Raw genomic sequence first — 25,073 nt, forward strand, 5'->3', positions numbered from 1 at the left:
TCTGAAACTCAGTGGTCGAGCGGTGCGTCGTCGGTGTCGCTGAGCGAGAAAACGTCACCGGCCCACGACGCGTCGTACTCGATTTTCGACGGGGAGATGACGTTCACCTTCGCGAGCGCCAGTTTGAGCGCGGGGACCGCGACCTGCTTCGGGTGGCGCTTGAACAGGTAGAACAGCCATTCGAGGTGGGTCCCCACGTCGAAGTCGGACTCGGTGTCGTGGTGCGGGACGATGCGACGGGGCAGGCGGTGAACCTCCGCGCCGGCCTTCTCGGCGCGAATCGCGAAGTCTGTGTCGCCGCCGTGTTCGCGGTGCTCGTCGAAGCCACCGACGCGCTCCCACAGGCTTCGGTGAAATATCATGAATCGCGTGAGCGTCCACCGCATGGGCCAGAAGTCCTCCAGCCCGACGACCTGGAACTCGTGCATCGAGTCGACGAGGTGTGCCGCGAGCCGAGTGGGGAAGGTGATGTCGTCGTCGGCGACGATTATCCACTCGTTTTCGGCCTCCTCGATGGCTCTGTTTCGCGCGTAGTTGCGGCCCTTGTCGGTGCGGACGACGACGTCGAGCCACTCCGGGGCGGTCTCACTGGAGTAACATCGCTCTCGGTTGCTCGCGACGACGAGCGACGCGTCGGAGAGCGTGGCGGTCACGTCGAGCGCCCGCGCCGTGTCGTCGCGGTACGACGCGCCCTCGTGGCTCCTGTCTTCCGTATCCCCGTCGGCCATACTGAGTGCTATCAGAAGGTCCCGTATAAAGAGTGTCGTTCGCGCGGGTCGGCGCTCGATCGGCCGCGAAACTGCGACCTGACGGCCGCAAAACCACGCTGAATCGGGTCTCGACGGGAGCGAGCCCGTCTCGCCGATGAAACCGAGTCATAAGGCTTATGCGGGTTTTCCCAGTCCATCGAAGCGATGAGCGCAGACACAGAGCGCATCGAGGGCCCCGACTCGAAGTCGGTCCTCGACCTCGCCAAAGACTGGTATCACGTCCCCGCCCTCCTCGTGATACTGGTCGCCATGTTGGCCGTCCGTCTTCGGTCGTATAGTAACTTTATCAGGGACGGTGATGTCCTCTTCTCCGGAAACGACGCCTGGTATCACCTCCGAGAGGTGACGTACTCCGTCCAGAACTGGCCGTCGACGATGCCGTTCGACCCGTGGACCTACTTCCCGTTCGGGACGAGCGTCGGCCAGTTCGGGACGGTTTACGACCAGATTATCGCGACGGCCGCCCTCGTCGTCGGCCTCGGCAGTCCGTCGGCCGACCTCGTGGCCAAGACGCTGCTTGTCGCGCCGGCCGTCTTCGGGGCGCTCGTGGCCATTCCGACGTTCCTCATCGGCCGTCGTCTCGGGGGTCGCCTCGGCGGCATCTTCGGGGTCGTCATCCTCGCTTTGCTCCCCGGGACGTTCCTCCAGCGCGGCCTCGTCGGCTTCGCCGACCACAACATCGCCGAGCCGTTCTTCCAGGGCTTCGCGGTCGTCGCCATCATGATCGCCCTCACCGTGGCGAACCGCGAGAAGCCCGTCTGGGAACTCGTCGCCGCCCGTGACTTCGACGCCCTCCGCTCCACCCTCATCTGGTCCGCGCTCGCCGGCGTGGGCATGGCGCTCTACATGTGGGCGTGGCCGCCGGGCGTCCTTCTGGTCGGTATCTTCGGCCTGTACCTGGTCCTCCAGATGGTCGCCGACTACGTCGGCGGACAGTCCCCGGAACACGTCGCGTTTGTCGGTGCGGTCTCGATGCTCGTCACCGGCCTCCTGATGTTCGTCCCGCTGACCGACTTCTCGTTCAGCGTGACGAACTTCAGTCTCCTCCACCCCGTGTTCGCCTTCGGTATCGGCGCGGGCGCGGTGTTCCTCGCTGCGCTGGCCCGGTGGTGGGAGTCTAACGACATCGACGACCGCGGCTACCCCGTCGCGGTCGCCGCCCTCGGCCTCGTCGCCGTCATCGGCACGGCCGTCGTCCTCCCCGACGCCTTCCGCCAGGTGAGCGTCAACTTCCTCCGCACCGTCGGCTTCAGCGCCGGTGCGGCGACGCGCACCATCGGCGAGGCACAGCCCTTCATCGCCGCGAGCGTCCTGCAGAACAGCGGCATGACCGCGACCGAGCGCATCATGTCCGAGTACGGCTTCACGTTCTTCACCGGCCTCGTCGGTGCCATCTGGCTCGTCGGCAAGCCGCTCGTCCGCGACGGCGACACTCGGAAGATCGGCTACGTCGCCGGCAGCCTCGCCGCCTTCGGCGTTATCTTCCTGATTCCGGCCATCCCGGCCGGCATCGGCGGGCTCCTCGGCCTCGAATCCTCGCTCGTCAGCCTCGCCATCGCGAGCGCCCTCATCGTCGGCGCGGTGCTGCAGGCCGACTACGAGAGCGAACACCTGTTCGTCCTCGTCTGGGCGGCCATCATCACCTCGGCCGCCTTCACGCAGGTCCGCTTCAACTACTACCTCGCGGTCGTGGTCGCGGTGATGAACGCGTACCTCCTCCGCGAGATTCTCTCGCTCGGTATCATCGACCTCGCCGGCACCGACCGCCTCGACGACGTGTCGTACGGGACGGTCGCCGTCGTCGCCGTCGCCCTGCTTCTCGTCCTCACCCCGGTGCTCGTCGTGCCGATTCAGCTCGGCAACGCCGGCACCAGCAGCAACGCCCTCCAGTCGTCCCAGACCGGACCGGGCACGGTGACGCAGTGGCAGGACAGCTTCGAGTGGATGCAGAACAGCACGCCCGAAGAGGGGCAGTTCGGCGGCGCATCCAACGAGATGGACTACTACGGAACTTACGAACGGACCGACGACTTCGACTACGCCGAGGGAACGTACGGCGTCATGTCGTGGTGGGACTACGGGCACTGGATAACGGTCCTCGGCGAGCGCATCCCGAACGCTAACCCGTTCCAGCAGGGCGCGACCGAGGCCGCGAACTTCCTCCTCGCGCCGAACGAGGAGCAGGCCTCCGACGTCCTCGCCGACATGAGCGAGGAGGGTAACGAGACCCGCTACGTCATGGTCGACTGGCAGATGGCCTCGACCGACTCGAAGTTCGGTGCGCCGACCGTCTTCTACGACGAGTCGAACGTCTCCACGTCCGACTTCTACAGTACGATGTACCGCCTGCAAGAGCAGGAGGGACAGACGAGAGTCGCCGCCGTGTCGAGCCTCAAAGACCAGCGGTACTACGAGAGCCTGATGGTCCGGCTCTACGCGTACCACGGCAGCGCCCGTGAGGCGTCGCCCATCGTCGTCGACTGGGAAGAACGAACGTCCGCCGACGGCGAAACCACGTTCAAGGTGACGCCGTCCGACGGGCAGGCGGTCAGAGTGTTCGACAACATGACCGCCGCCGAGGAGTACGTCGCGAACGACCCGACCTCGCAGATCGGCGGCATCGGCACGTTCCCCGAGGAACGCGTCGCCGCCCTCGAACACTACCGCCTCGTGAAGTCCTCAAACAACTCGGCGCTCCGTTCGGGGTCCTACCAGAACTCGTTCATCCGGGCGGGCAACACCTACGGCATCCAAGCGCAGGCGCTCGTTCCCAACAACCCCTCGTGGGTCAAGACGTTCGAGCGCGTCCCCGGCGCGACGGTCGAAGGCAGCGGTGCCCCGGCCAACACGACGGTGACCGCCCGCGTCCAGATGCGCGACCAGACCACGGGCACGAACTTCACCTACACGCAACAGGCGCAGACCGACGCCGACGGTGAGTTCACGATGACGCTCCCGTACTCCACGACCGGCTACGACGAGTACGGTCCGGACAACGGCTACACGAACGTCGACGTCCGCGCGACGGGCGACTACACGTTCACCGGGCCGACGACCTTCGCCGGGAACAACACCATCGTCAGCTACCAGGCGCAGAACGTCGCCGTCGAGGAAGGCCTCGTCAACGGTGCCGAAGACGGAACCGTGCAGGTCACTCTCGAACGGAACGAACAGGAGTTCAACCTGACTGAGAACTCCGATTCAGACGACTCGCAGACGAACGAGTCGGCATCGACCTCGGCGTCAGTCGACGCCAGCGCGGTTTCGGTCGCCGCGTAAGGTTTCGAGCCGGGCCGGGCAGTCGCCCGGTTTCAGACCGCCGTTTCGACGCGTTTCTCTTCTCGCCGCCGACCGACAGAGCGGTGGACTGATATCCTTCCCGAGAGAGCATCCGACAACGAAATGTCGAGGAACTCAGACGGGGCGACATCCCGTTTCTCGTGGCTTCTCATCTACCTGAAGGGCGTCTGTATGGGTGCCGCCGACGCCGTTCCGGGCGTCTCGGGCGGCACCATCGCGCTCATCACGGGCATCTACGAACGGCTCATCAGCGCGGTGACGGCCATCACGCCCGGCCGCATCAAGCGCGCTCTCGGCGTCGTCGTCCCGGGACGCCGGGCCGACGCAATCGCGGCGATGCGCGAGGTCGATGTCGGCTTCCTGCTCGCGCTCGGCGCGGGTATCGCCACCGCCATCGTGACCGTGATGCGCGTGCTACACATCGCGCTCAACGACGCACCGGTCCCCACCTACGGCTTCTTCTTCGGGCTCATCGCCGCGTCGGCGGTCGTCCTGTACGCGCAGGTCTCGCTCGACGGCCCGCGACAAATCGCGGCCGCCGTCGCCGGGTTCGTCCTCGCCTTCGTCGCCTCCGGCGGGAGCGGCGGCGCGTTCGGGCACTCGCTCCCGGCGATTGCGGTCGCCGGCGGCATCGCCGTCAGCGCCATGATTCTCCCCGGCGTCTCGGGGTCGCTTCTCCTGTTGATTCTCGGCCAGTACGAGTACATGAACGCGGCGCTCAACACGTTCATCGACCGCCTCATCGACATCGCCGGCGGCGCGTCGCTGTCGGTCATCGTCGAACCGGGAACGGTCGTCATCACGTTCATGCTCGGGGCGGTCGTCGGCCTGTTCAGCATCGCGCACGTCGTCCGCTGGGCGCTCGAACACCACCGCCGGGCGACGCTGGCGTTCCTCGTGAGTCTCATCGTCGGGGCGCTCCGCGCTCCCGTCGTCGAGAGCACCAACGCGCTCGTCGACGCGGGTCGGTCGTGGTCGACCGAGCTCTACGCCGCGTTCGCCGTGGCCGCGGTCGTCGGCGCGGCGGTCGTCCTACTTGTCGACCGGTACACGGGCATCATCGAATCCTGAGCGGGCCGTCGTGGCGGGCGGCCACGGCGACCCGGTGAGAAGGAAGTCGGCTGTCTGTTCGGACTCGATGCGCTCACGGACTCGCGCGGGCGGCGGCGAATCTCACTCGCGGGCGACGGCGATGTTACGAACCGACCCGCCGCAGTCGGGGCATTCCGACAGGTGAGACGCACTGACCGTTCGCGTGCGACAGGAACGACACTCGTAGTACCCCTCTGTCGGGTGATAGTCGTCGATGACTGAGTTATGCAATGCCATGACACCAATTACCACAGTTTTCGTGGTAAGCGTTGTCCTGATATTCACCAAATTACTCTAGCATGTTAATATTCAACACCGAATTGGTGTGTGAGTGGAAACTACATCAACCACACAGACTCACACATTCCAATTCCTGTGAGGGATTTTCGCTTCCGCCCTGTCGGTCGCGTCAGCGCCGGGCGACGCAGACGAAGGTCTCGCGTCTCGTTTCTCCGTGAGCGACGGTGAAGCCGACCGATTCGAGCGCGTCGATGGCGTCGCCGAGACCGAAGCGCTCGTCGAGCGGCGGCCCGTCCTCGCCCGAACCGGATGTGGACCAATCGACCACGACCACGGTGCCGCCGGGGCGGACGACGCGGGCGAGTTCGGCGAGCGCGTCGTCGGTGGCGAACTCGTGGTAGGTCATCGTCGAGAACGCGGCGTCGAGGTGGTCGTCGTCGAACGGGAGGGACGCCACGTCGGCCGTGACGAACTCGACGTTGTCGGGCGCGCCCTTCTCGCGGTAGTAGTCGTGCATGACCTCCTGTACGTCCACGGCGTAGAGCGTGCCGACGTGGGGAGCGACCTCGTCGGTGAAAAAGCCGGTACCGCTGCCGAGGTCGGCGACGACCCGGTCGGGAGCGACGCCGAGGTGCGAGAGCAGTTCCTCTCGGGAGACGAATCGGAACCGCGCGGGGTCGTCGAGTTTCGCCGCCCTGTCGGCGTCGAAGGTGTGAAAGCCCATGCGAACCACTCCGCGTCCCGACCCGTAAGTCCCATCGGTTCCGGAAGACGCGTGTTCGACTCGCACACAACCGCCCCGGTTAGTTCGCTCCGGCGGCGAGGAGTCGGACAGTCGGGACGGTCGGCCGTGCGACCGCGAAACTGCCGACGGCGATGGGCTTTTTTGCCCGGCAGTCAGTCTCACACGTATGGAACCCCAACTTCGACGACCGACGCGACGCGTCTGCGAGCGCTGCGGTCGGGTGGAACGCTGGGACGACGACGCCGCGACGTGGGTCGTCGCCGAAGAGGACGGCGAAAAACGGGTCGGAAGCCCCTACTGCATCCACGAGTGGGACATCAACGGCCGCTTCGCTCCCTTCGAAGAGCCGGCCTGAGACGCCGACGAACTGCGCGCGGTCGGCGGCTACGCGCTACGCCGCGTCTTCTTCCCGGAGCGATTCGAGCACCGAGAGCGTGCCGTCCATGTACGACTGTTCGAGCACCGTGTCGGCGGCTTCCTTGGCCACGTCGTCCGCGTTGGCGACGGCGAACGACCGACCGGCGACGCGGAACGTCGAGGCGTCGTTGACGCTGTCGCCGACGGCGACGAACTCCGCCGGGTCGTAGCCCATCGTCTCGCAGACGCGTTCGAGGCCGACGCCCTTCTCCACGCCCGGGGTCTTGATGTGGTACGCGTAGCCGGTGTCGATGACTTCGAGGTCGAACTCGTCGGCGACCTCCCGGAGGAGCGCCTCGTCGGCGTCGAGACGGGCGATTATCTCGGTCTCGCGCCAGCGGTTCGCGGTGTCTGCGGCGTCCCATCCGAGGTCGCCGCCGCGCGCGACGAACTCGTCGGCGGCGGCCTGCGCGGCCTCGCGGTCGCCGGTGAACGTCACCTCGCCGTCGGCGAGGACGACCCCGCCGTTCTCCGCGATGACGGTCTGCGGGAGGCCGAGGTAGTGACACAGCGAGACCGGGTAGGGAAACGCCTTGCCGGTGGCGAGGATGACGGGCGCGTCCCACGTCGGGAGCACCTCGAACGCGCGCGAGTCGAGGCGGCCCTGCGCGTCGGTGAGCGTCCCGTCGATGTCGAGTACGAGCGGCGGAACCATACCCGGAGTTGGGAGACGGGGGAAAAAGATTCAGCGGTCGGGGAGAAGCGCGCCGCAGGACGGCCCGGGCGGGTCGTCGCTCTCGCGGGTCACGCAGGTCTCGTTCTCGCAGGTCGCCCCCCGCGGCTCAGCGTTCGGCGTCGTCCAGTCCGCGGAACGCCAGCGTCGAGAAGTTCGGGATGGGCCGCGTCGCCGGCCGACCCGGCCCGTCGGTGGAGTCGCAGTCCGAGACGCGGCGGACGATGCCGAGGTCCGAAAGCTCGTAGAGGACGCGCCGGATGGTCGCGGGCGACAGCGACACCCGCGGGGACGCGGCGATGTTCTCGGTCGCCGCCGAGACGGAGGCCGTCGCCTCGTCGTCGAGCGCGACGAACGCCCGGAGGACGCGCCGGCGGCTCTCGGGGAGCGCGAACACGCGGCCGAGCGAACAGCCGTCGTCGGGGACGGCGTCGATGCCGGCGCAGACGTACTCGGTGTCGAGGGCGTCCGCGCCGTCGGCGGCGGCGAGCGTCGCCGCCCCGTAGAGCGCCGAGAGCGCGTCGTGGGCGTCGCCGTCGGCCCACTCGGCCACCTCGCGCGTCGCCTCGTGCGGGAGCGCGTTGCGGGTGACGCCGTCCGAGGCGCGCGCGACGAGGATGTCCACGAGGCTGTGGCGCTCGTAGGCCGGCACCGCGATGGACGCCGCGTCGGTGGCGTCGGTCGCCCCGTCCCCGTCGTCGCGCTCGCTCGCGTCGCTTCGAGGGTCGCGGCCGACCGTGAGCACCGAGACGTGTGGCGATACCGACGAGAGCGTCTCCACCGCCGTCGCCGCGGGGTAGGTCTCAGGCTCGCCGACGTGGTCGACGGCGACGACCGCGTGTTCGTCGTGGGCGACACGGTCTGTGAGTCGCTCGCGGAGCGCCTCGACGCCGACGCCCTGCGACGGCACCGGCTCCTCGCAGAGCGCGTCGAGCGCCGCGTGGAGGAGCGCGAACTCGGTCGAGGCGTCGCGGGAGTCGACGTAGGCGAAGGAGGTCGTCGGCGTGGCGGCGGTGCGCGTGGCGGTGTGGATGACCGACCGCTGGGAGGGGAGCGCGCTGGAGAGGTGCTCGAAGAGCGTCGCGACGACCGCCGACTTCCCGGCTCCCTTCGGCCCGTGGACGTGGGCGTCGGACGGCAGGTCGCCGTCGAACACCGGGTCGAGGTGGTCGAGGATGCGTTCGAGCGTCGGCCCGCGGCCGGTCGGCTCCTCGGGGTGGGCCGTCGGGTCGAGCGCGTTCAGGTCCCGGACGAGCCGACGTCTCGTCCCGCCGCGGCGGCGTCGCCTGGTGATTCTGTCTTCGAGGCGCATGGCGTGGAAAGTCCGTGGCAGACGGTATCCGGCGCACGCGTAAAAATCGACCACTACCGACATCATCCCTGAGAAGTGAGAACATGAAACACGGAAATCGGCCGTCCGGGGCGCTTCAAAGCCAGTTGAGAGGTTCGTTGCCGGCGGAGATTCCATACCGGACGTAACTAATAAGAACAATAATTTTGAATTATTACCGTCGTTTCGAATAGGCGTAGAAACGCCGAGCTACGGTATTCTACGGCCAGTACGATGGCAATCCGGCCGCCGAAGTGGTCCGTTCCGTGAGACGAACGGGGCGCGAGACGAGTGAAGGTAAAATAAAGTGCCGTCGGTCCTACCTCACGAAAGACAGATGAAAAAATCGCCGAGCGTCCTCGTCATTGGCGGGGGGTCGACCGGCACGGGCATCGCGCGCGACCTCGCGATGCGCGGGCTGGACGTGACCCTCGTCGAGAAGGGGAATCTCACACACGGGACGACGGGGCGGATGCACGGACTCCTCCACAGCGGGGGCCGGTACGCGGTGTCGGACCAGCCGTCCGCCAAGGAGTGTATCGAGGAAAACCGGGTCCTGCGGCGAATCGCCGGCCACTGCGTCGAGATGACGGGGGGACTGTTCGTCCAGCGCCCCGAGGACTCCGACGAGTACTTCGAGAAGAAGTTAGAGGGCTGTCGCGAGTGCGGCATCCCCGCCGAGGTGCTGTCAGCCGAGGAGGCGCGCGAGATAGAACCGTACCTCGCGAAGGACATCAAGCGCGCCATCAAGGTGCCGGACGGCGCGGTCGACCCGTTCCGTCTCTGCGTGGCGAACGCCGCGAGCGCCGTCGAACACGGCGCGCGCATCGAGACGCACTCGGAGGTCACGGACGTGCTCGTCGAGGACGGCGAGGTCGTCGGCGTCGAGGTCACCCACCAGACCGGCACCGGGCCCTACGTCCACGGCGAACCCGGAGAAGTCGAGGAAATCCGCGCCGACTACGTCGTCAACGCGACGGGCGCGTGGGCCGGCCAAATCGGTGACCTCGCCGGCGTCGACGTGGAAGTCCGCCCGTCGAAGGGCGTCATGACCATCATGAACACCCGGCAGGTCGACACGGTCGTCAACCGCTGTCGGCCGAAGGGCGACGCCGACATCATCGTCCCGCACGAGACGACGTGCATCCTCGGGACGACCGACGAGGAGGTCGAGGACCCGGAGGACTACCCCGAGGAGGGCTGGGAGGTCGACCTGATGATAGAGACGCTGTCGGAGCTCGTGCCCATGCTGGCCGAGGCGCGGACGATACGCTCCTTCTGGGGCGTCCGTCCGCTGTACGAGCCGCCGGGCACCGGCACGGAGGACCCGACGGACATCACCCGCGAGTTCTTCCTGCTCGACCACGACGACCGCGACGACCTGCCGGGCATGACGAGCATCGTCGGCGGCAAGCTCACAACCTACCGGATGATGGCCGAGCAGATTTCGGACCACGTCTGCGAGAAGCTCGACGTGGAGGCCGAGTGCCGCACCGCCGACGTGCCGCTGCCGGGCAGCGAGGACTTCACCGTCCTCCGCGACTACATGGACGACTTCGGCCTGCGGTCGCCCATCGGCCGCCGGTCGGCCCAGCGACTCGGCTCGCGCGCCGACGAGGTGCTCAACAGCGTCGACCCCAACCCGGTCGTCTGCGAGTGCGAGGCCGTCACCCGCGCCGAGATTCAGGACTCTCTCGACACCGCGGGTACGGAACTCAACTCCGTGCGCATCCAGACGCGCGCCTCGATGGGCAACTGTCAGGGCGCGATTTGCTGTCACCGGATGGCGAACGAACTCGCCCCCGAGTACGACGAGGAGACCATTCGCGCGTCCCTCGACGACCTCTACCAGGAGCGCTGGAAGGGCGAGCGCCACGCCATGTGGGGCACGCAGCTCTCACAGACCGCGCTGAAGCACATGCTCCACGCGGCGACGATGAACCGCGACGAGGACCCCGCGGCGGCCGACGCCGACATCGACTTCGCCGCCTTCGACGACGGCGGTGCCTCGGAGGGCGACGCCTCGGGCGTCGCGTCCGGCGGGGCGGTCGCGGACGGCGGCCGCGAGCGAACCGACCGCGCGGACGACGACGCGCTCGGAGGTGCCGATGGCGATAACTGACGACGTGCTCGTCATCGGCGGCGGCATCGCCGCCTGCACGGCCGCGCTCTCGGCCGCGGAGACGGGCGCTCGCGTGCGCCTGCTCGCCCACAAGAAGAGCACGCTCCGGCAGGCCAGCGGCCTCGTCGACGTGCTCGGCTACGCCGGCGGCGACGGTCCCCTCTCGGACCCCTACGCCGGTCTCGACGCGCTCCCGGAGGGACACCCCTACCACGTCGTCGGCGAGGACGGCGTCCGCGCCGGCCTCCGCATCTTCGACGAGGCGGTCGGCGACGCCTACCGCGGCGGCCACACCGACTCGAACGCGCTCGTGATGACTCACGGCGGCGCGGTGAAGCCGACCGCGCGCTACCCCGAGTCGGTCGCGCCCGGTCTCGCCAGCACCTCCGGCGACATGCTTCTGGTCGGCTTCGCGGGCCTCACGGACTTCGACGCGCCCGTCGCGGCCGACCACCTGACGGCCGCCGGCGTGCCGTTTTCGCCCCGCGGCGTCACCGTCGAGTTCCCCAAGCGGTTCCGCGCCGACGCGAAGGTGACGCGGTTCGCCAAGGCGCTCGACCGCGACGAGGACGTCGACGGCGGCACGGTTCGCTCGGCCCTCGCCGACACGGTCGCCGAGGAACTGGACGGCGAGTCGCGCGTCGGCTTCCCGGCGATGCTCGGCGACGACCACGACGAGGAGGTCCGCGCGGAGCTTTCGGACCGCCTCGGCGTCCCCGTCTTCGAGGTGCCGACCGGCCCGCCGAGCCTGCTCGGGCTCAAGCTCGAAGACATGCTGTTCGACGCGCTCGACGAGGCGGGCGTCCGAATCTCGGCGGGCAACCCGGCGGTCGACTTCGAGGCCGAAGACGGCCGCGTCGAGACGGTCGTCGTCGACCAGAAGAGCCGACCGACGCCCTACTCGGCCGACCAGGTCGTTCTCGCGACGGGCGGCCTCGTCGGCAAGGGCCTCGACTCCGACCGAGAATCGGTCACTGAGCCCGTCTTCGGCTGTCACGTCCCGCACCCCGAGGACCGCTACGACTGGTCCGAACCCGAGGCGTTCGGCGACCACGCGTTCGCACGCTTCGGCGTCGTCCCCGACGACGGACTCCGACCGACCGGCGAAGACGGCGAACCGCACTTCGAGAACCTGCGCGCCGCGGGCGGCGTCGTCGGCGGTGCCGACGTGGCGCGCGAGAAATCCGCGAGCGGCGTCTCCTTGGCGACGGGTGCCGTCGCCGGCCGACTCGCGGGCGAGGAGGCAACCAGATGAGTGACGCAGAATCCCCAGGCAACCCGACGCTGACTCCCGACGCACAGACAGACGACTTCGAGGCCGTCGAGGTGTTCCCCGACAGCACCGACATGGACCTCCGACCGGGCGCGGACAACTGCTACAAGTGCACCGCCTGCGACGTGTCCTGCCCGGTCGCGGAAGTCGACGACGAGTTCCCCGGGCCGAAGTTCCAGGGCCCGGAGCAGTGGCGGCTCAAGCGCAAGGAAGACGAGGCCGTCGACGACTCCATCATGTCGTGTTCGAACTGCATGCGCTGTGACGACGCCTGTCCCTCGGGCGTCCCGCTCAGCCAGATGCACAACACGGCCCGCGGCGAGTACGTCGACGAGGAGATGGACAAGCTCTCGCGGGAGTACATCCGCAACCGCATCCTCGCCAACTACGGCACGCTCGCCCAGTTGGGCAGCATGTTCCCCCGGCTGGCGAACGCCGTCATGGGCAACTCGGTCGTCCAGCGGATAAACGAGAAGGTGCTCGGCATCACGGCCGAGCGCGACTTCCCCGAGTTCGCCACCCAGACGTTCCGCGAGTGGTGGAACGAACGCGGCGGCCCGCAGGTCCGCTCCGAGGAGAAGCGCGTCGCCTACTTCCACGGCTGTTACTCCAACTACAACACGCCCGAGGTGGGCAAGGCGATGGTCCGCCTCTTCGAGTCGTTCGGCTACGAGGTCGTCGTCCCCAAACAGCGCTGTTCGGGGACGCCGATGTTCGCGAACGGCATGCTCGACGACGCAAAGCGCGCCGCCGGCATCAACGTCGAGAACTTCGCGGGGCTCATCCCCGAGGGCTACGACATCATCGCGTCGTGTACCTCCTGTTCGATGTCGCTCCGCCAGGAGTACCCCGAACTGTTCGACATCGACGGCATCGAGGACCTCTCGGCGCACACCTACGAGGCGCTCGAGTACCTGCGCATCCACGAGGACCTCGAAAGTGAGGTTCGAGAAGCGTCCGTCGAGGACCAGTCGTTCGCGTACCACGCGCCGTGTCACGGCCGCAATCAGGGGCTCGACCGGCAGGCGGTCGAGCTGTTCCGCCAGCTCGACGGCGTCGACATCGAGGACGTGGGCGACTCCTGTTCCGGCATCTCCGGCACCTACGGCTGGAAGGAAGAGAAGTACGACAAGTCGATGCAGATCGGCGCGGACATGTTCGACCACATGGAGCACGCCCAGGGGGACGTCGGCATGACCGAATGTCCCACCTGTTCGATGCAGATGGAGCACGGAACGGGCTACGACATCAAACACCCGCTCCAGCTCCTCGAAGAGGCGCTGGTCTGACACGCGCGCACGGTTGACGAACGACTTCGTTCGAGCGCCGGACCACTCGAACGCCGTCGCGCTCGGCGCGCGCGACGATTCGACGGCGACTTTCCGGTGATTGTTGCTCATTAATCGCCGGATTTGTCCGTCGTTCGACCGAATCGTCCGTTTTGTCCGCCCGATTCTGTCCTCGATTAAAACGGGTGAAATAGTGCCCGTGTGAAATAGTAGACGCCGTATTCTGGCGTTTCAGTCCCTATAGAGTGATTTTGCTCTCCACAATATGCGAGGCAGTAGTAAAGAAACATTTATCATATAATTTGTACACGTTTGTAGTGGTAGGACTCTCACACCGAGAGTTCGTATCGAGGTTGGTTAGAAATGTCAGGAGAAACTTACGTCGGTGCCATCGACCAGGGTACCACAGGCACGCGGTTCATGGTGTTCGACCACGACGGCAAGGTGGTCGCCAACGCCTACGAGAAGCACGAACAGATCTACCCAGAGCCCGGTTGGGTCGAACACGACGCGAACGAGATTTGGGACAACACGAAGAAGGTCATCGACGAGGCGCTCGGAAGCGCCGGACTCGACGCCGAGCAGTTGGAAGCCATCGGTATCACGAACCAGCGCGAGACGACGCTCATCTGGGACCGTGAGACCGGACAGCCGATTCACAACGCCATCGTCTGGCAGGACCGTCGAACGACCGACCGCATCGAGACGCTCGAGGCGGACGGCAAGACCGACGACGTGCGCGCGAAGACGGGTCTCGAACCCGACGCGTACTTCTCCGCGACGAAAGCCGAGTGGCTGCTGGACAACTCCGACCCCATCAAGCTCCAGCGCTCCCGACCCGAAGATATCCGAGACCGCGCTGCCGACGGCGAACTCGCCTTCGGGACCATCGACACGTGGCTCATCTACAATCTGACGGGGAACCACATCACGGACGTGACGAACGCGTCGCGGACCATGCTGTTCAACATCCACGACATGGAGTGGGACGACGAACTCCTCGACGAGTTCAACGTCCCCCGCGAACTCCTCCCCGAGGTCCGCCCGTCGTCCGACGACGACCACTACGGCGAGACCGACGCGGACGGCTTCCTCGGCGCGGAAGTCCCCGTCGCCGGCGCGCTCGGCGACCAGCAGGCCGCGCTGTTCGGCCAGACCTGTTTCGACGCCGGCGACGCGAAGAACACCTACGGCACCGGCTCGTTCATGCTGATGAACACCGGCGACGAGGCCGTCATGTCCGAACACGGCCTCCTCACCACCGTCGGCTTCCAGCGCTCCGGTGAACCGGTCCAGTACGCCCTCGAAGGCTCCATCTTCATCACCGGCGCGGCGATCGAGTGGCTCGAAGACATGACGCTCATCGACAACGCCGCCGAGTCCGAGAAGCTCGCTCGGTCGGTCGAGTCCACCGACGGCGTCTACTTCGTCCCCGCGTTCACGGGCCTCGGCGCTCCCCACTGGGACCAGCGCGCCCGCGGCACCATCGTCGGTATGACCCGCGGCACCCGCCGCGAGCACATCGTCCGCGCGACGCTCGAGTCCATCGCGTTCCAGACGCGCGACGTGGCCGAGGCGATGGAGTCCGACAGCGACATCGACCTCTCCAGCCTCCGCGTCGACGGCGGCGCGGTCAAGAACAACTTCCTCTGCCAGCTCCAGTCGAACATCCTCGACACGGAGATCGTCCGCCCACAGGTCGACGAGACGACCGCGCTGGGCGCGGCCTACGCCGCCGGCCTCGCCGTCGGCTACTGGGAGACGCTCGACGAACTCCGCGAGAACTGGCAGGTCGACCGCGAGTTCGCCCCGAAAGACCCACAGAACGTCGAAGCGCGCTACGGCCGCTGGAAAGAGGCCGTCGACCGCTCGCTCGACTGGGCACGGGAGGAGTAACTCGTGTTCGAAGCATTCGCACTCCAGATTCCGGTCATCGGCGTCAGCGCCGAGCGGTTCGTCGTCCTCCTGCTCGCGGCGTTCGCGGGCGGGATGTTCGGCGCGGCCATCGGCGCACTGCCGTCGTTCATCTTCACCGGCTTCGTCGTGCTGCTCGGCGAGACGGCTGGCATCGTCATCCGACAGTTCGAAGGTGCCGACCTCATCACCGCCGGCGAACTCGGCACGGGTATCACCGGCAGCATCGGGTTCGGCCCGTTCGTCGGCCCGCACATCGCCTTCGCCGGCGGCGTCGCCGCCAGCGCCTACGCGGGCAAGCGGTACGCGGACATGAACCCCAGCGAGGGCGGCTACCACTTCGGTAAGGACATCACGTACGCGTTCGGCACGCAGCCCGACATCCTCGCCGTCGGGGGTCTGTTCGGCGTCCTCGGGCTCCTCATCTCCCGCGTCGCCGGCGGTATCGGCCTCCCGCTCGACAGCGTCGCGCTGTCCGTCATGACGACGGCGTTCATCGCGCGCATCGCCTTCGGCTACCCGCTCATCGGCTCGCCCGCCGGTAGCGGCCTCCTCGACATGTCGCCGTTCGAGAAGGGAACGATGCGCGGCGACGGCAGCGGTCGGCCCGCGACCGAACCGTGGCTTCCCCACCAGTACAAGTGGGTCAACATCGTCGTCATCGGTCTCGGAGCCGGTATCCTCGGCGGCTGGACGTGGCTCATCACGGAGAGCTTCTTCCTCGCCTACGGTATCTCCGCGGCCAGCCTGCTGTTCTTGAACCTCGGCGTCGAGAAGATTCCCGTCACCCACCACATCACCCTCGGTGGGTCGGCGTTCGGAGCCGTCGCCGCGCCGATGGTCGGCGGGAGCGAACCGCTCATCATCGTCGCCGCCGCGGTCGGTGGTCTCATCGGCGCGCTGCTCGGCGAAGTCACCCAGCGTGTCGCGTACGCCCACTCCGGGACCCACGTGGACCCGCCGGCGATGTCGATTACCATCTACTCGCTCATCATCGGCGTGCTGTTCCTGCTCGGGGCTATCCCCAACTCGGCGTACCTCGGACTCGGTCCCTAACAGCCCGGACGCCTCCGGCCCCGCACACGTCGTTCACGATTTTTCTTCGCCGCGTTCCGCAACCGGTAGCGATAACGCTCCCCGGTCGATACCGAACGTATGGAACGCATCGTCGCTGTCGTCCCGAAAGACGGCCTCCACGCTCGTCCCGCCTCGCAGTTCGTCGAGACCGCGAACTCCTTCGACGCCGACGTGCAACTCGGCCGCGCCGACGAGGACGACCTCGTCCCCGCCGCCAGTATGCTCGCGGTCACCGGCCTCGGCGTCGGTCACGGCGAGGAGATTCGCCTCGTCGCGGAGGGCGACGACGCGGAAGCGGCGCTCGACGCCCTCGAAGCAGTGCTCTCGACGCCCGAAGCCGGCGACGAAGAATAGGAAACCCCGGTCCGGGTCCGCCGCGCCCCGCGGCGGTGTCTCTTCTCGGCACGCGTCGCCGGCTGCGGCCGGGTCGCCAGACGGTCGCTCAGTTCAGCTTTCGGTAGTCGCGGGCGTCCTCGGCGCGCTCGACGACCGAGTCGAGCGTCGCCTTCTTGCTCGTCGTCTCGACGGCCGCGTTGAGCGTCCCCTCCAGAATCGGCGCGTCGGCGATGACCGCCTCGGAATCCGTCGCCATCTCGATGGCGAGTTCCGCGTTCATCACGGCGCTGCCGAGGTCCACGAGGACGACGACGCCGTCGCCGTCGTCGGCCTCCTCGATGCCCTCGCGGATGCGGTCCGGCGAGGTTCCGATGCCGTCCTCGTCGCCGCCGGCGGGAACGATGCGGGCGTTGCCGCCGCCCATCTGCGCGGCGACCTCGGCGATTCCCTCAGCGGCCTTCGCGCTGTGCGAGACGACGACGAGGCCAATCATTCCGCTCTCCCGACAGCGTCTTCGGCCCGAGCGTCGCGGTCGACCTCGCCGTCGAGGTACTCCTCGGCCGTCTCAAGCAGCTCTTCGAGGATGAACAGCGTACTCGTCGCGCCGGGGTCCTGATGGCCGACCGAGCGCCAGTCGAGGAACGACGCGCGGCCCTTCAGCGCCTTGATGGGGACCGTGAAGGCGACGCCGCGCTCGGCCGCGTCGACGGCTTTAGCGAGGGCTTCGAGCGGCGGGAGGTCGTCCTGCTCGATGGACTTCTTGTAGGTGTGGACGGCGGGGACGAGCGCGTCGACCATCGTCTTCGCGCCGACCTGCGCGCCGCCGCGGTCCTTGACCTTGTCGAGGTACGCCTCGGCGAACGCCACCGACGTCTCGGCGGTGATGCCGCCTTCGAGTTCCTGACTGGCGAACATGATAGAGCCGCCGTAGAGGGGACCGGAGGCCCCGCCGACGTTCGAGATGAGCGTCGTCCCGACGTTCTTGACGACCTCGTTCGGCTCCATCTCGGCGAACTCCCCGCGCTTGTCGGCGGCCTTGCCGAAGCCGCGCTCCATGTTCGCGCCGTGGTCGGCGTCGCCGATGGCGGAGTCGAGGTCCGTGAGGTACTCCTTCTCCTCGGCGAGGCGCTCGGCGACGTTGTCGAGCGCGTCCAGCACCGCTTCGCGTTGTGTCTCTGCGTCAGCCATGGCTGTCCTTCGTCGGCCTGTCGTTAATCCCTTGTCCCGCGGGACTGTTCTGCCGCGAAAAATCGGTGGACGCGTCGGGAGTCGCCCCCGAACGTGCTCGGCGAGCGTCGCCGCTTACTCGGTGACGGTCAGGCCGGGCGTCTCCGCGGGCGCGCCGAGCAGTTCCTTCAGTTCGTCGTCGACGCGGAGTACGGAGACCGAACAACCCATCATGTCGAGCGAGGTCATGTAGTCGCCGACCCACGCGTCCCACGTCTCGATGCCGCGGTCGTCGAGGATGGACTGGAGCTTGCGGTTGACGATGTACAGCTCCGACAGCGGCGTGCCGCCCATGCCGTTGACCATCGTCACGACCTCCTCGCCCTCGTCGAGTTCGAGGTCGTCGAGGACGTTCTCGGTCAGGTGCTCGGTTATCTCGTCGGCGCTCATGATGTCGGCGCGCTCGGTGCCCGGCTCGCCGTGGATGCCGATGCCGAGTTCGATTTCGTCCTCGCCGAGGTCGAACGTCGGTTCGCCCTTCTCCGGCGTGACACAGGAGGTGAGCGCCATCCCCATCGTGCGCACGTTGTCGACGACCTTCTCGGCGACGGCTGTGACCGCTTCGAGGTCGCCGCCCGCGGCGGCCTTCGCGCCCGCGCACTTGTGGACGAAGATGGTGCCCGCGACGCCGCGACGACCGGACGTGTACAGCGAGTCCTCGACGGCCACGTCGTCGTTGACGACGACCTGCTCGACCTCGACGCCCTCCATGGCGGCCATCTCGGCCGCGGTGTCGAAGTTCATCACGTCCCCCTCGTAGTTCTTGACGACGCAGAGGACGCCCTCGCCCGCGTCCGTGGCCTGAATCATCTCGTTCAACTGGTCGGCCGTCGGCGAGGTGAACACCTCACCCGCCGCCGCGCCGTCGAGCATCCCCTCGCCGAGATAGCCCGCGTGCGTCGGCTCGTGGCCCGACCCGCCGCCGGAGACGACCGCGACCTTCCCATCGACCGGCGCGTCGCCGCGGACGAGGACGTTCGTGCCGTCGAGCCGGCGGAGTTCGGGGTGCGCCGCCACCATCCCGTCGAGCATCTCGTCTACGACCGCTCCGGGTTCGTTGATGAGTTTCTTCATGACTCACAGTCCATCACGGTCGATGAGGCCAAAAGTGTTGGTCAGCCGGAAGTCGAAGCCGGCGTCGTCTGCGAAAATCGAGGCACGTCACCCGCTATTTTGCGGGAGGTGGGCGCGGCGACCGAGTGACGGCCGACCGCCGCCAGCGACCGGGGACCGCGCGGGGCCGCCTCAGTCGAGCTGCGTGACCGCGATGGTCACGGACACGTCCTCGACGTCCCACGTCTCGACCGTCTCGCCGTCGGCGCTTCCGAGGTCGAGTTCGCGGGCGCGGACCTCCTCGGCGATGAGGTCGCGGTTCTCCTCGACGAAGCCGGCGACGCGGTCGTCGTCGACCGCGAGCGACACGTCGATTTCGGCCTCGACGTCGAGGTCGAGCTGTTTGCGCATCTCCTGGATGCGGCGGATGACGTCGCGGGCGTAGCCCTCGGACTCGATGTCGTCGGTGAGTTCGGTGTCGACGTAGACCGTGCCGCCCTCGAAGTCGGCTCCGGTGACGTGTTCCGGGGGTTCGGCGCGGTACGAGACCATCTCGTCTGTGAGGTCGTACGTCTCGCCGTCGACCTCGACGCCGGACTCGACTTCGGCGCGCGAGAGGCCCTCGACGGCCTCCATGATTTTCTGGGCGTCAGCGCCGAACTCCGGCCCGATGACGCTCATCTGCGGCTCCGCGGTCTCGACGAGCTCGTCGAAGCCCTCGACGACCTGCACGTCGCGGGTGTTCACGCGCTCCGCGAGGAGGTCCGAGAGGGCTCCGACCGCGTCGGCGACCTCGGCGTCCTCGGACTCGACGACGATGCGCGAGACGGGCCAGCGGAGCTTGCGACCGCCGAGCTGGCGGGCGTGCGCCGCGGCCTCCTCCACGTCGCGGAGGACGGCCATGTTGGCTTCGAGTTCCTCGTCGCGGCGCTCCTCGTCGGCCTCGGGGTACGACAGCATGTGGACGGTCGTCTCCGAGCCGTCGAGCCGCTGGTACATCCGTTCGGCCATGTAGGGCGCGTAGGGCGCGATGAGCCGGATGGACTCCGAGAGCACCGTCGAGAGCGTGGCGTACGCGCCGAGCTTCGACGCCGAGTCCTCCTCGTCCCACATGCGCTCGCGGATGGCCTTCACGTAGAAGCGCGAGACGTCCTGCGTGATGAAGTCCAGAAGCGTGTTGAGCGCGGTGGAGACCTCGTAGTCGTCCCACGCGTCCGCCATCTCGGCTTCGACGGTCTGGAGCCGCGAGAGCACCCACTCGTCGACGACGGTGAGTTCGCCCTCCGAGAGGTCGGCCTCGGCGGGGTCGTAGCCGTCGAGGTCCATGTACGGAAGCGGGAACCGGAAGACGTTCCAGAAGATGTTGAGCGTCGACTGGGTGTCGGCGAGGCCGTCCCACTCGAACGAGAGGTCCACGCCCTGCTGGTCGTGGCTGAGGAGATAGGCGCGAAGCGGGTCGCGGCCGGCGCGGTCGATGGCCTCCTCGGGCGTCACAATGTTGCCGACGGACTTCGACATCTTGCGGCCGTCCTTGTCGTTGGCGAAGCCGTGCATGATGACCTCCTTGTACGGCGACTCGCCGGTCGCGGCGGTGCCCATGCCGAGTTGCGACCAGAACCACCCGCGGGTCTGGTCGTGCGCCTCGATGATGAGGTCGGCGGGCCACAGCTCGTCGTAGGCCTCGGTCTCGCCGGGGAAGTCGAGCGTGCCCCACGTGGCGACCGAGGAGTCTATCCACACGTCGAACACGTCGGGAACGCGCTCGTAGGTCACGCCGTCTTCGGTGATGGTGATGGGGTCGACCGAGGGCCGGTGGAGGTCCACCGTCTCGGGGTCGACGTCCTGGTCGGCGCGCTCTGCGAGTTCCTCGCGGGTGCCGACGACAATCATCTCCTGTGCGCCCTCGGCGTCGGCGTCCTGCGGGACCCAGATGGGAAGCGGGATGCCCCAGTAGCGCTGTCGGGAGACGTTCCAGTCGGGCGCGTCGCTCACGAAGTCGCGGAAGCGGTTGTCGCGGGCCCACTGCGGGTGCCACTCGGACTCCTCGATGTTGTCGAGAAGCTGTTCTTTCACGTCCGTGACCGTGATGAACCACTGGTCGGTGGCGAGGAAGATGATGTCCGTGTCACAGCGCCAACAGTGGCCGTAGCGGTGGTCGTGCTCGCCGGCGTGGAGCAGGTGGCCGAGCTCGTCGAGGTCCTCGATGACTTCGGGGTTGGCGTCGCGGACGAAGGTTCCCGCGTAGTCGCCGCCCTGCTCCGTGAACTCGCCTTTGTCGTCGACGGGGACGAACACGTCCAAGCCGAGTTCCTGCCCGCGGGCGAAGTCTTCCTGACCGTGACCGGGAGCGGAGTGGACGAGGCCCGTGCGGTCGGCCTCGACGTAGTCGGCGGTGTACACCTGTCCCGCGCCCTCGAAGTCGGCGTACTCGGCGACCACGCCGTCGAGCGGGTGGTCGTACTCCCAGCCGACCATCTCCTCGCCCGTGACCTCCGAGAGGACCTCGTAGTCCTCGTAGCGGCCCTTCTTCAGGACCTCCTCGACGCAGGGCTCGGCGAGGTAGAGCACCTCGCTCTCGCCGTCCTTCTCGGCGCGGACCTCCTGGTACGTCATCTCGCCGTCGACGGCGACGAACGTGTTGGCGGGGATGGTCCACGGCGTCGTCGTCCAGATGACGAGGTTGCCCTCGCGGCCCTTCAGGGGGAACTTGACGTAGATGGACGGCGAGGTGATTTCGTCGTACTCGACCTCGTTTGCCGCGATGGCGGTCTGACAGCGCGGGCAGTAGTTGACGCTGCGCTTGCCCTGTTCGACCAGTCCGTTCTCGGCGACCTTCGAGAAGGCCCACCACGCGGACTCCATGTACTCGGGCGAGAGCGTCTGATAGGGGTTGTCCCAGTCCATCCACGCGCCGATGGACTGGAAGTCCTCGTCCATCGCCTCGCGGTTGCGGACGGCGAACTCCTTGCACTTCTGGATGAACTGCTCCATGCCGAACTCCTCGATGTCGCGCTTCGAGGTGAAGCCGAGTTCCTCTTCGACTTTGACCTCGATGGGGAGGCCGTGCATGTCGTAGCCGGGGCGGTCCGTGACCTGATGCCCCGTCATGCGCTTGTGCCGAATGACGGCGTCCTTCAGCGTCTTGTTCCACGCCGTGCCGAGGTGCATCTGGCCGGACGTGTACGGCGGGCCGTCGACGAAGAAGAACGACGGGTCGTCGGCGTGTGCCTCCTTCGTCGCCTCGTACGCGTCGTTCTCGTCCCAGTACTCGCCGACGACGGACTCCACGTCCGACGGCGTGTACTGGTCTGCGATGTCTTCCATACCCCGTCCTTCTCGCGGATATATATCAAAACGGCGGGTCTGGTCCGCGTCGGTCGGGCGTTCCGGCGGGTCCGACTCAGACACGGGAGACCCTCCGCTGTCGGCGGTCTGTTGGTCGCTGTCGATACGCCTGTCGGGTGTGGTGCGTGTGTCGCTCCATGGGAGTTCCGGTGTGTCACACCGGGAGGGACTGCAGTCGCTCGGAGGTCGATACGGACGGAAGTCGAGGATGAGGAGTGTGCGAGGCTACTGCCCCGCAATAATGAGCGACGGAGCGACGACCGACGGTCGGGACTGGCCGACCGCGGGTGAGCGAGAGAGGCTCCGGTGTCGTCGCATGCTATCCGAACGAAGTCTCGGAAGCGGCATAACGCTTACTCCGGTGACGACACCGACATCGACGCCGGCATCGACGCTATCGGTCCGACCAGCGACCGACGCGGTGGGTCGCGACGACCGACTCGACCGCCGACCCGTGCGTGGTCCCGGACTCGTCGTCGCGCTCGAACATCCGGAGCGTGGCGTTCGTCGGCGCGGCACCCCTCGCCACGTCGAACTTCGAGAGGTGAGTGCAGACGAGCGTGTCCGCGTCGAACGGTTCGAGGTCTGACGGCGGCGACCGCCGAATCGGGAGGTCGGCGTCGCGCCAGCCGGTCCACGACGGGGACCCCGCGGCGTTGTAGAACGCGGCGTCCTCGCGGGGCATTCGGACCTCGAACAGCAGGACGAACGAGTCGCCTTCGGCCCACAGCAGGTCGTTCGAGTACTGCCCCTGCATCGCGCGGTCGGTGAACACGTCCGTCTGGTCGTCCGGCGGGTCGGCGAACAGCCACCCGCGGAAGTCGGCGTCGTCGGGGAACGACCCGTTCACGTACTGCTCGTCTGCCGGGTGGAGTTTCGAGTGGCCGGTGTCGGCGCGGATTCGACCGCTCGCGGTCCGTCGGGCGTCGGCGAGACAGCCCGAGAGGCCCGCCAGCGAGAGCGCGGCAGCGCTCGAAAGGAGGGCTCGGCGGTGCATGTCCGACGCTGACGGCGGCTATCGGTTTAATCCCACGTAATCCACAGGAGGACCGCCAGCGCCACCGCCTGGAGGACGTGGACGCCCATCAGCACCCGCCACGCCGCGGCGGGAACGGCGGTGGCGAACCAGACCGACAGCGTCGGGTCCACGAGGTAGTAGTACAGCGCGAAGAGGCTCTGCGCGAGCAGAAAGACGCCGAAGACGACGAGGCCGAGCGCGTGTTTCGACCGGAACAGCAGGTAGTTCCGCCCCCAGATTCCGAGCAGGACGACGAGGAACACCGCGCTCGCGCCGAGCGCGAACCGCGCGGCGTCGACCAAGACGCTCATGGCCGCCGCTGGGCGCGAGGCGGTTCACGTCGTCGGGTTCGCATCGGCGTCATTCGTTCGGGAGGTGGTTCGCTCGAAACCGGCGTCGGAGCGGGGGCGACGGCAGGGCGGGTGGGCGGCTCGCTCCGGGTCAGTTGTCCGCGACGACGCTGAGGTCGAACGCGGCGTCCGCCGGCTCGTCGTCGGGCGTCAGGTAGCCGAGCGCGATGGCGGTGTACGCGCGACCGCCCTCGACGGTGACGTCGAACTCGGCGACCACGTCGCCGTCGTTCGACTCCGTGTCGCCCCGAATCTGGAGCGTGTAGTCCCCGGCGGGGACCTCGACGGTCGCGGCGTCGCCGAAGGCCGCGCCGTCGACGAGAGCGTCCCCGGAGCCCGCGACGGTCACGTCGACCGCGGGCGCGTCCGGCGAGGCGTGTAGCACCCGGACGCGGGCCGCGTCGTCAGCGGGGGCCGAGCGGTCGTCTTCGAGGAGGGTGACGGCGAAGCCGTTCTCGGCCGCCGAGTCGAGTTCGCCGAGCGCCGCGGCGGTGTACGCGCCGGCCGCGAGGTCGAGCGTCTCGTCGAAGACGACCGTGTCGGGCGCGTCGGTCGCGCGAATCGTCACCTGGTGGGACCCGGCGGTCAGCGCGAGGTAGTCGCTGACCGCGCCGAACGGCACGTCCGAGAGCGCGACCGCGCCGTCGACGAGCACGTCGACGTTCGGCGCGTCCGGCGAGAGGTGCGCGGCGCGGAGGGACACGTCGCGCTGGACGAGCCCGCCGCCGCCGGACCCGGCGTCGACGACCGCGACGGGCCGGAACGCCTCGTCGGTCGGCTCGTCGTCGGGCGTCAGGTAGCCCGCCGCGAACACCGTGTAGACGGTGCCGCCGCCGAGTTCGACGTCGAACTCCGCGACCGCGTCGCCGTCGTTCGACTCCGTGTCGCCCCTGACCTGGAGCGCGTAGGTGTCGGCCGGCACCTCGACGCTGCCGGACTGGGTGAACGACACGCCGTCGAAGAGCACCGTGTCGCCGGCGGTCACGTCGACCGCGGGGGCATCGGGCGAGGCGTGGACCACGCGGACCCGGGCCGTGTCGTCGTCCGGGAGCGACACGTCGTCTTCGAGGACGAGCGGTTCGAACGTCTCCTCGGTGAGTTCGCCGACCGCGGCGACGGTGTAGGTCGCCTCGGCGACGTCGAGGTCGCCCTCGAAAGCGACCGTGGACTCGTCGCCGGCGGCGGTGACTTTCACCGTCCGGGTCCCGACGGGAACCGAGAGGTAGTCGCTGACCGCGCCGAACGGCACGTCAGAGAGGGCTACCGAGCCGTCGACGTACACGTCGACGTTCGGCGCGTCGGGAGAGAGGTGGGCGACGCGGAGCATCGCCGTCTCGGGTTCCGGCGTCGGTGTCGGGGTGGGAGTCGGAGTCGCCGTCGTGGTCGTCTCCGTCTCGTCGTCGGTCCCGCCGCCGCCCATACAACCTGCGAGCCCGCCCGCGATGGCGACGCCACCGAATCCACGGAGTACGTCGCGGCGTTTCATGTTCGTCATAGTGACG

21 protein-coding genes are annotated in these 25,073 nt (G+C 67.7%); 9 read left to right on the forward strand and 12 right to left on the reverse strand.

All coding sequences use genetic code 11. The annotated features are described in order from the left end of the window. Window positions 1-8 precede the first annotated feature (8 nt). On the reverse strand, window positions 9-728 hold the full coding sequence (locus tag C5C07_RS08065; protein ID WP_004976940.1) for a glycosyltransferase family 2 protein: 720 nt from the start codon (window positions 726-728) through the stop codon (window positions 9-11). Window positions 729-914: 186 nt separating this feature from the next. Here C5C07_RS08065 and C5C07_RS08070 point away from each other — a divergent pair, with 186 nt between their 5' ends. After that, on the forward strand, window positions 915-4,049 hold the full coding sequence (locus C5C07_RS08070; protein ID WP_115804852.1) for an oligosaccharyl transferase, archaeosortase A system-associated: 3,135 nt from the start codon (window positions 915-917) through the stop codon (window positions 4,047-4,049). Between the two features lie 123 nt (window positions 4,050-4,172). After that, the gene (locus C5C07_RS08075; RefSeq protein WP_004976937.1) at window positions 4,173-5,141 is read left to right on the forward strand and encodes a DUF368 domain-containing protein; all 969 of its coding nucleotides are present in this window, start codon (window positions 4,173-4,175) and stop codon (window positions 5,139-5,141) included. Window positions 5,142-5,243: 102 nt separating this feature from the next. On the opposite strand, the gene C5C07_RS08080 is transcribed toward C5C07_RS08075, so the two are convergent. Both C5C07_RS08080 and C5C07_RS08085 read right to left on the reverse strand, forming a co-directional pair. Next, window positions 5,244-5,399: a rubrerythrin-like domain-containing protein gene (locus C5C07_RS08080; RefSeq protein WP_115804853.1), complete on the reverse strand. Its 156-nt coding sequence runs from the start codon at window positions 5,397-5,399 to the stop codon at window positions 5,244-5,246. 172 nt (window positions 5,400-5,571) lie between these two features. Beyond that, window positions 5,572-6,126, reverse strand: a complete 555-nt coding sequence (locus C5C07_RS08085; protein ID WP_115804854.1) for a class I SAM-dependent methyltransferase — start codon at window positions 6,124-6,126, stop codon at window positions 5,572-5,574. Window positions 6,127-6,313: 187 nt separating this feature from the next. On the opposite strand from C5C07_RS08085, the gene C5C07_RS08090 reads away from it, so the two are divergent. After that, window positions 6,314-6,502 (forward strand): HEWD family protein, encoded by a 189-nt coding sequence (locus C5C07_RS08090; protein WP_049905201.1) that lies wholly within the window; start codon window positions 6,314-6,316, stop codon window positions 6,500-6,502. Between the two features lie 36 nt (window positions 6,503-6,538). Here the strand turns inward: C5C07_RS08090 and C5C07_RS08095 are convergent, their stop codons facing one another. Continuing rightward, window positions 6,539-7,219, reverse strand: coding sequence for a phosphoglycolate phosphatase (locus C5C07_RS08095; protein ID WP_004976934.1), 681 nt, complete (start codon window positions 7,217-7,219; stop codon window positions 6,539-6,541). A 127-nt stretch (window positions 7,220-7,346) separates the two neighbouring features. Continuing rightward, on the reverse strand, window positions 7,347-8,549 hold the full coding sequence (locus C5C07_RS08100) for a Cdc6/Cdc18 family protein (protein WP_004976933.1): 1,203 nt from the start codon (window positions 8,547-8,549) through the stop codon (window positions 7,347-7,349). Between the two features lie 355 nt (window positions 8,550-8,904). On the opposite strand from C5C07_RS08100, the gene glpA reads away from it, so the two are divergent. From glpA to ptsH1, 6 genes are all read left to right on the forward strand, one after another. Continuing rightward, on the forward strand, window positions 8,905-10,689 hold the full coding sequence (gene glpA, locus C5C07_RS08105) for an anaerobic glycerol-3-phosphate dehydrogenase subunit GlpA (RefSeq protein WP_004976931.1): 1,785 nt from the start codon (window positions 8,905-8,907) through the stop codon (window positions 10,687-10,689). Further along, complete coding sequence (glpB, locus tag C5C07_RS08110) at window positions 10,676-11,944, forward strand: glycerol-3-phosphate dehydrogenase subunit GlpB (RefSeq protein WP_115804952.1); 1,269 nt, start codon at window positions 10,676-10,678, stop codon at window positions 11,942-11,944. Before glpA ends, glpB begins: the two co-directional genes overlap by 14 nt. Beyond that, a complete protein-coding gene (locus C5C07_RS08115) occupies window positions 11,941-13,251 on the forward strand; it encodes an anaerobic glycerol-3-phosphate dehydrogenase subunit C (RefSeq protein ID WP_004976926.1) in 1,311 nt (436 codons plus the stop codon). The genes glpB and C5C07_RS08115 overlap by 4 nt, the downstream gene beginning before the upstream one ends. A 363-nt stretch (window positions 13,252-13,614) precedes the next feature. Beyond that, window positions 13,615-15,147: a glycerol kinase GlpK gene (gene glpK, locus C5C07_RS08120; protein ID WP_050459082.1), complete on the forward strand. Its 1,533-nt coding sequence runs from the start codon at window positions 13,615-13,617 to the stop codon at window positions 15,145-15,147. A gap of 3 nt (window positions 15,148-15,150) precedes the next feature. Next, window positions 15,151-16,221 (forward strand): hypothetical protein, encoded by a 1,071-nt coding sequence (locus tag C5C07_RS08125; protein ID WP_049905200.1) that lies wholly within the window; start codon window positions 15,151-15,153, stop codon window positions 16,219-16,221. Between the two features lie 99 nt (window positions 16,222-16,320). Next, on the forward strand, window positions 16,321-16,596 hold the full coding sequence (ptsH1, locus tag C5C07_RS08130; protein WP_004976923.1) for a phosphocarrier protein HPr: 276 nt from the start codon (window positions 16,321-16,323) through the stop codon (window positions 16,594-16,596). Window positions 16,597-16,684: 88 nt separating this feature from the next. Here ptsH1 and dhaM read toward each other — a convergent pair whose 3' ends face one another. The 7 genes from dhaM to C5C07_RS08165 all read right to left on the reverse strand — a co-directional run bounded on the left by dhaM (window position 16,685) and on the right by C5C07_RS08165 (window position 25,066). Next, window positions 16,685-17,071 carry a dihydroxyacetone kinase phosphoryl donor subunit DhaM gene (gene dhaM / locus C5C07_RS08135; protein ID WP_004976921.1) on the reverse strand — a complete coding sequence of 129 codons (387 nt, stop codon included), beginning with the start codon at window positions 17,069-17,071 and terminating at the stop codon, window positions 16,685-16,687. Then, entirely contained in the window at window positions 17,068-17,766 is a 699-nt protein-coding gene (gene dhaL, locus C5C07_RS08140) for a dihydroxyacetone kinase subunit DhaL (RefSeq protein ID WP_115804855.1), read from the reverse strand. Before dhaL ends, dhaM begins: the two co-directional genes overlap by 4 nt. A gap of 114 nt (window positions 17,767-17,880) precedes the next feature. Next, the gene (dhaK, locus tag C5C07_RS08145) at window positions 17,881-18,879 is read right to left on the reverse strand and encodes a dihydroxyacetone kinase subunit DhaK (protein ID WP_004976917.1); all 999 of its coding nucleotides are present in this window, start codon (window positions 18,877-18,879) and stop codon (window positions 17,881-17,883) included. A gap of 171 nt (window positions 18,880-19,050) precedes the next feature. After that, window positions 19,051-22,182: an isoleucine--tRNA ligase gene (gene ileS, locus C5C07_RS08150; RefSeq protein ID WP_115804856.1), complete on the reverse strand. Its 3,132-nt coding sequence runs from the start codon at window positions 22,180-22,182 to the stop codon at window positions 19,051-19,053. A 415-nt stretch (window positions 22,183-22,597) separates the two neighbouring features. Beyond that, a complete protein-coding gene (locus tag C5C07_RS08155) occupies window positions 22,598-23,200 on the reverse strand; it encodes a hypothetical protein (RefSeq protein WP_115804857.1) in 603 nt (200 codons plus the stop codon). Window positions 23,201-23,226: 26 nt separating this feature from the next. Beyond that, the gene (locus C5C07_RS08160) at window positions 23,227-23,532 is read right to left on the reverse strand and encodes a hypothetical protein (RefSeq protein WP_008093441.1); all 306 of its coding nucleotides are present in this window, start codon (window positions 23,530-23,532) and stop codon (window positions 23,227-23,229) included. 130 nt (window positions 23,533-23,662) lie between these two features. Then, a complete protein-coding gene (locus tag C5C07_RS08165) occupies window positions 23,663-25,066 on the reverse strand; it encodes a DUF4397 domain-containing protein (protein WP_115804858.1) in 1,404 nt (467 codons plus the stop codon). Window positions 25,067-25,073: the final 7 nt, after the last annotated feature.

Origin of the sequence: Haloferax sp. Atlit-4N (genome assembly GCF_003383025.1) — an archaeon.
GTDB classification, from domain to species: Archaea; Halobacteriota; Halobacteria; order Halobacteriales; family Haloferacaceae; genus Haloferax; species Haloferax gibbonsii.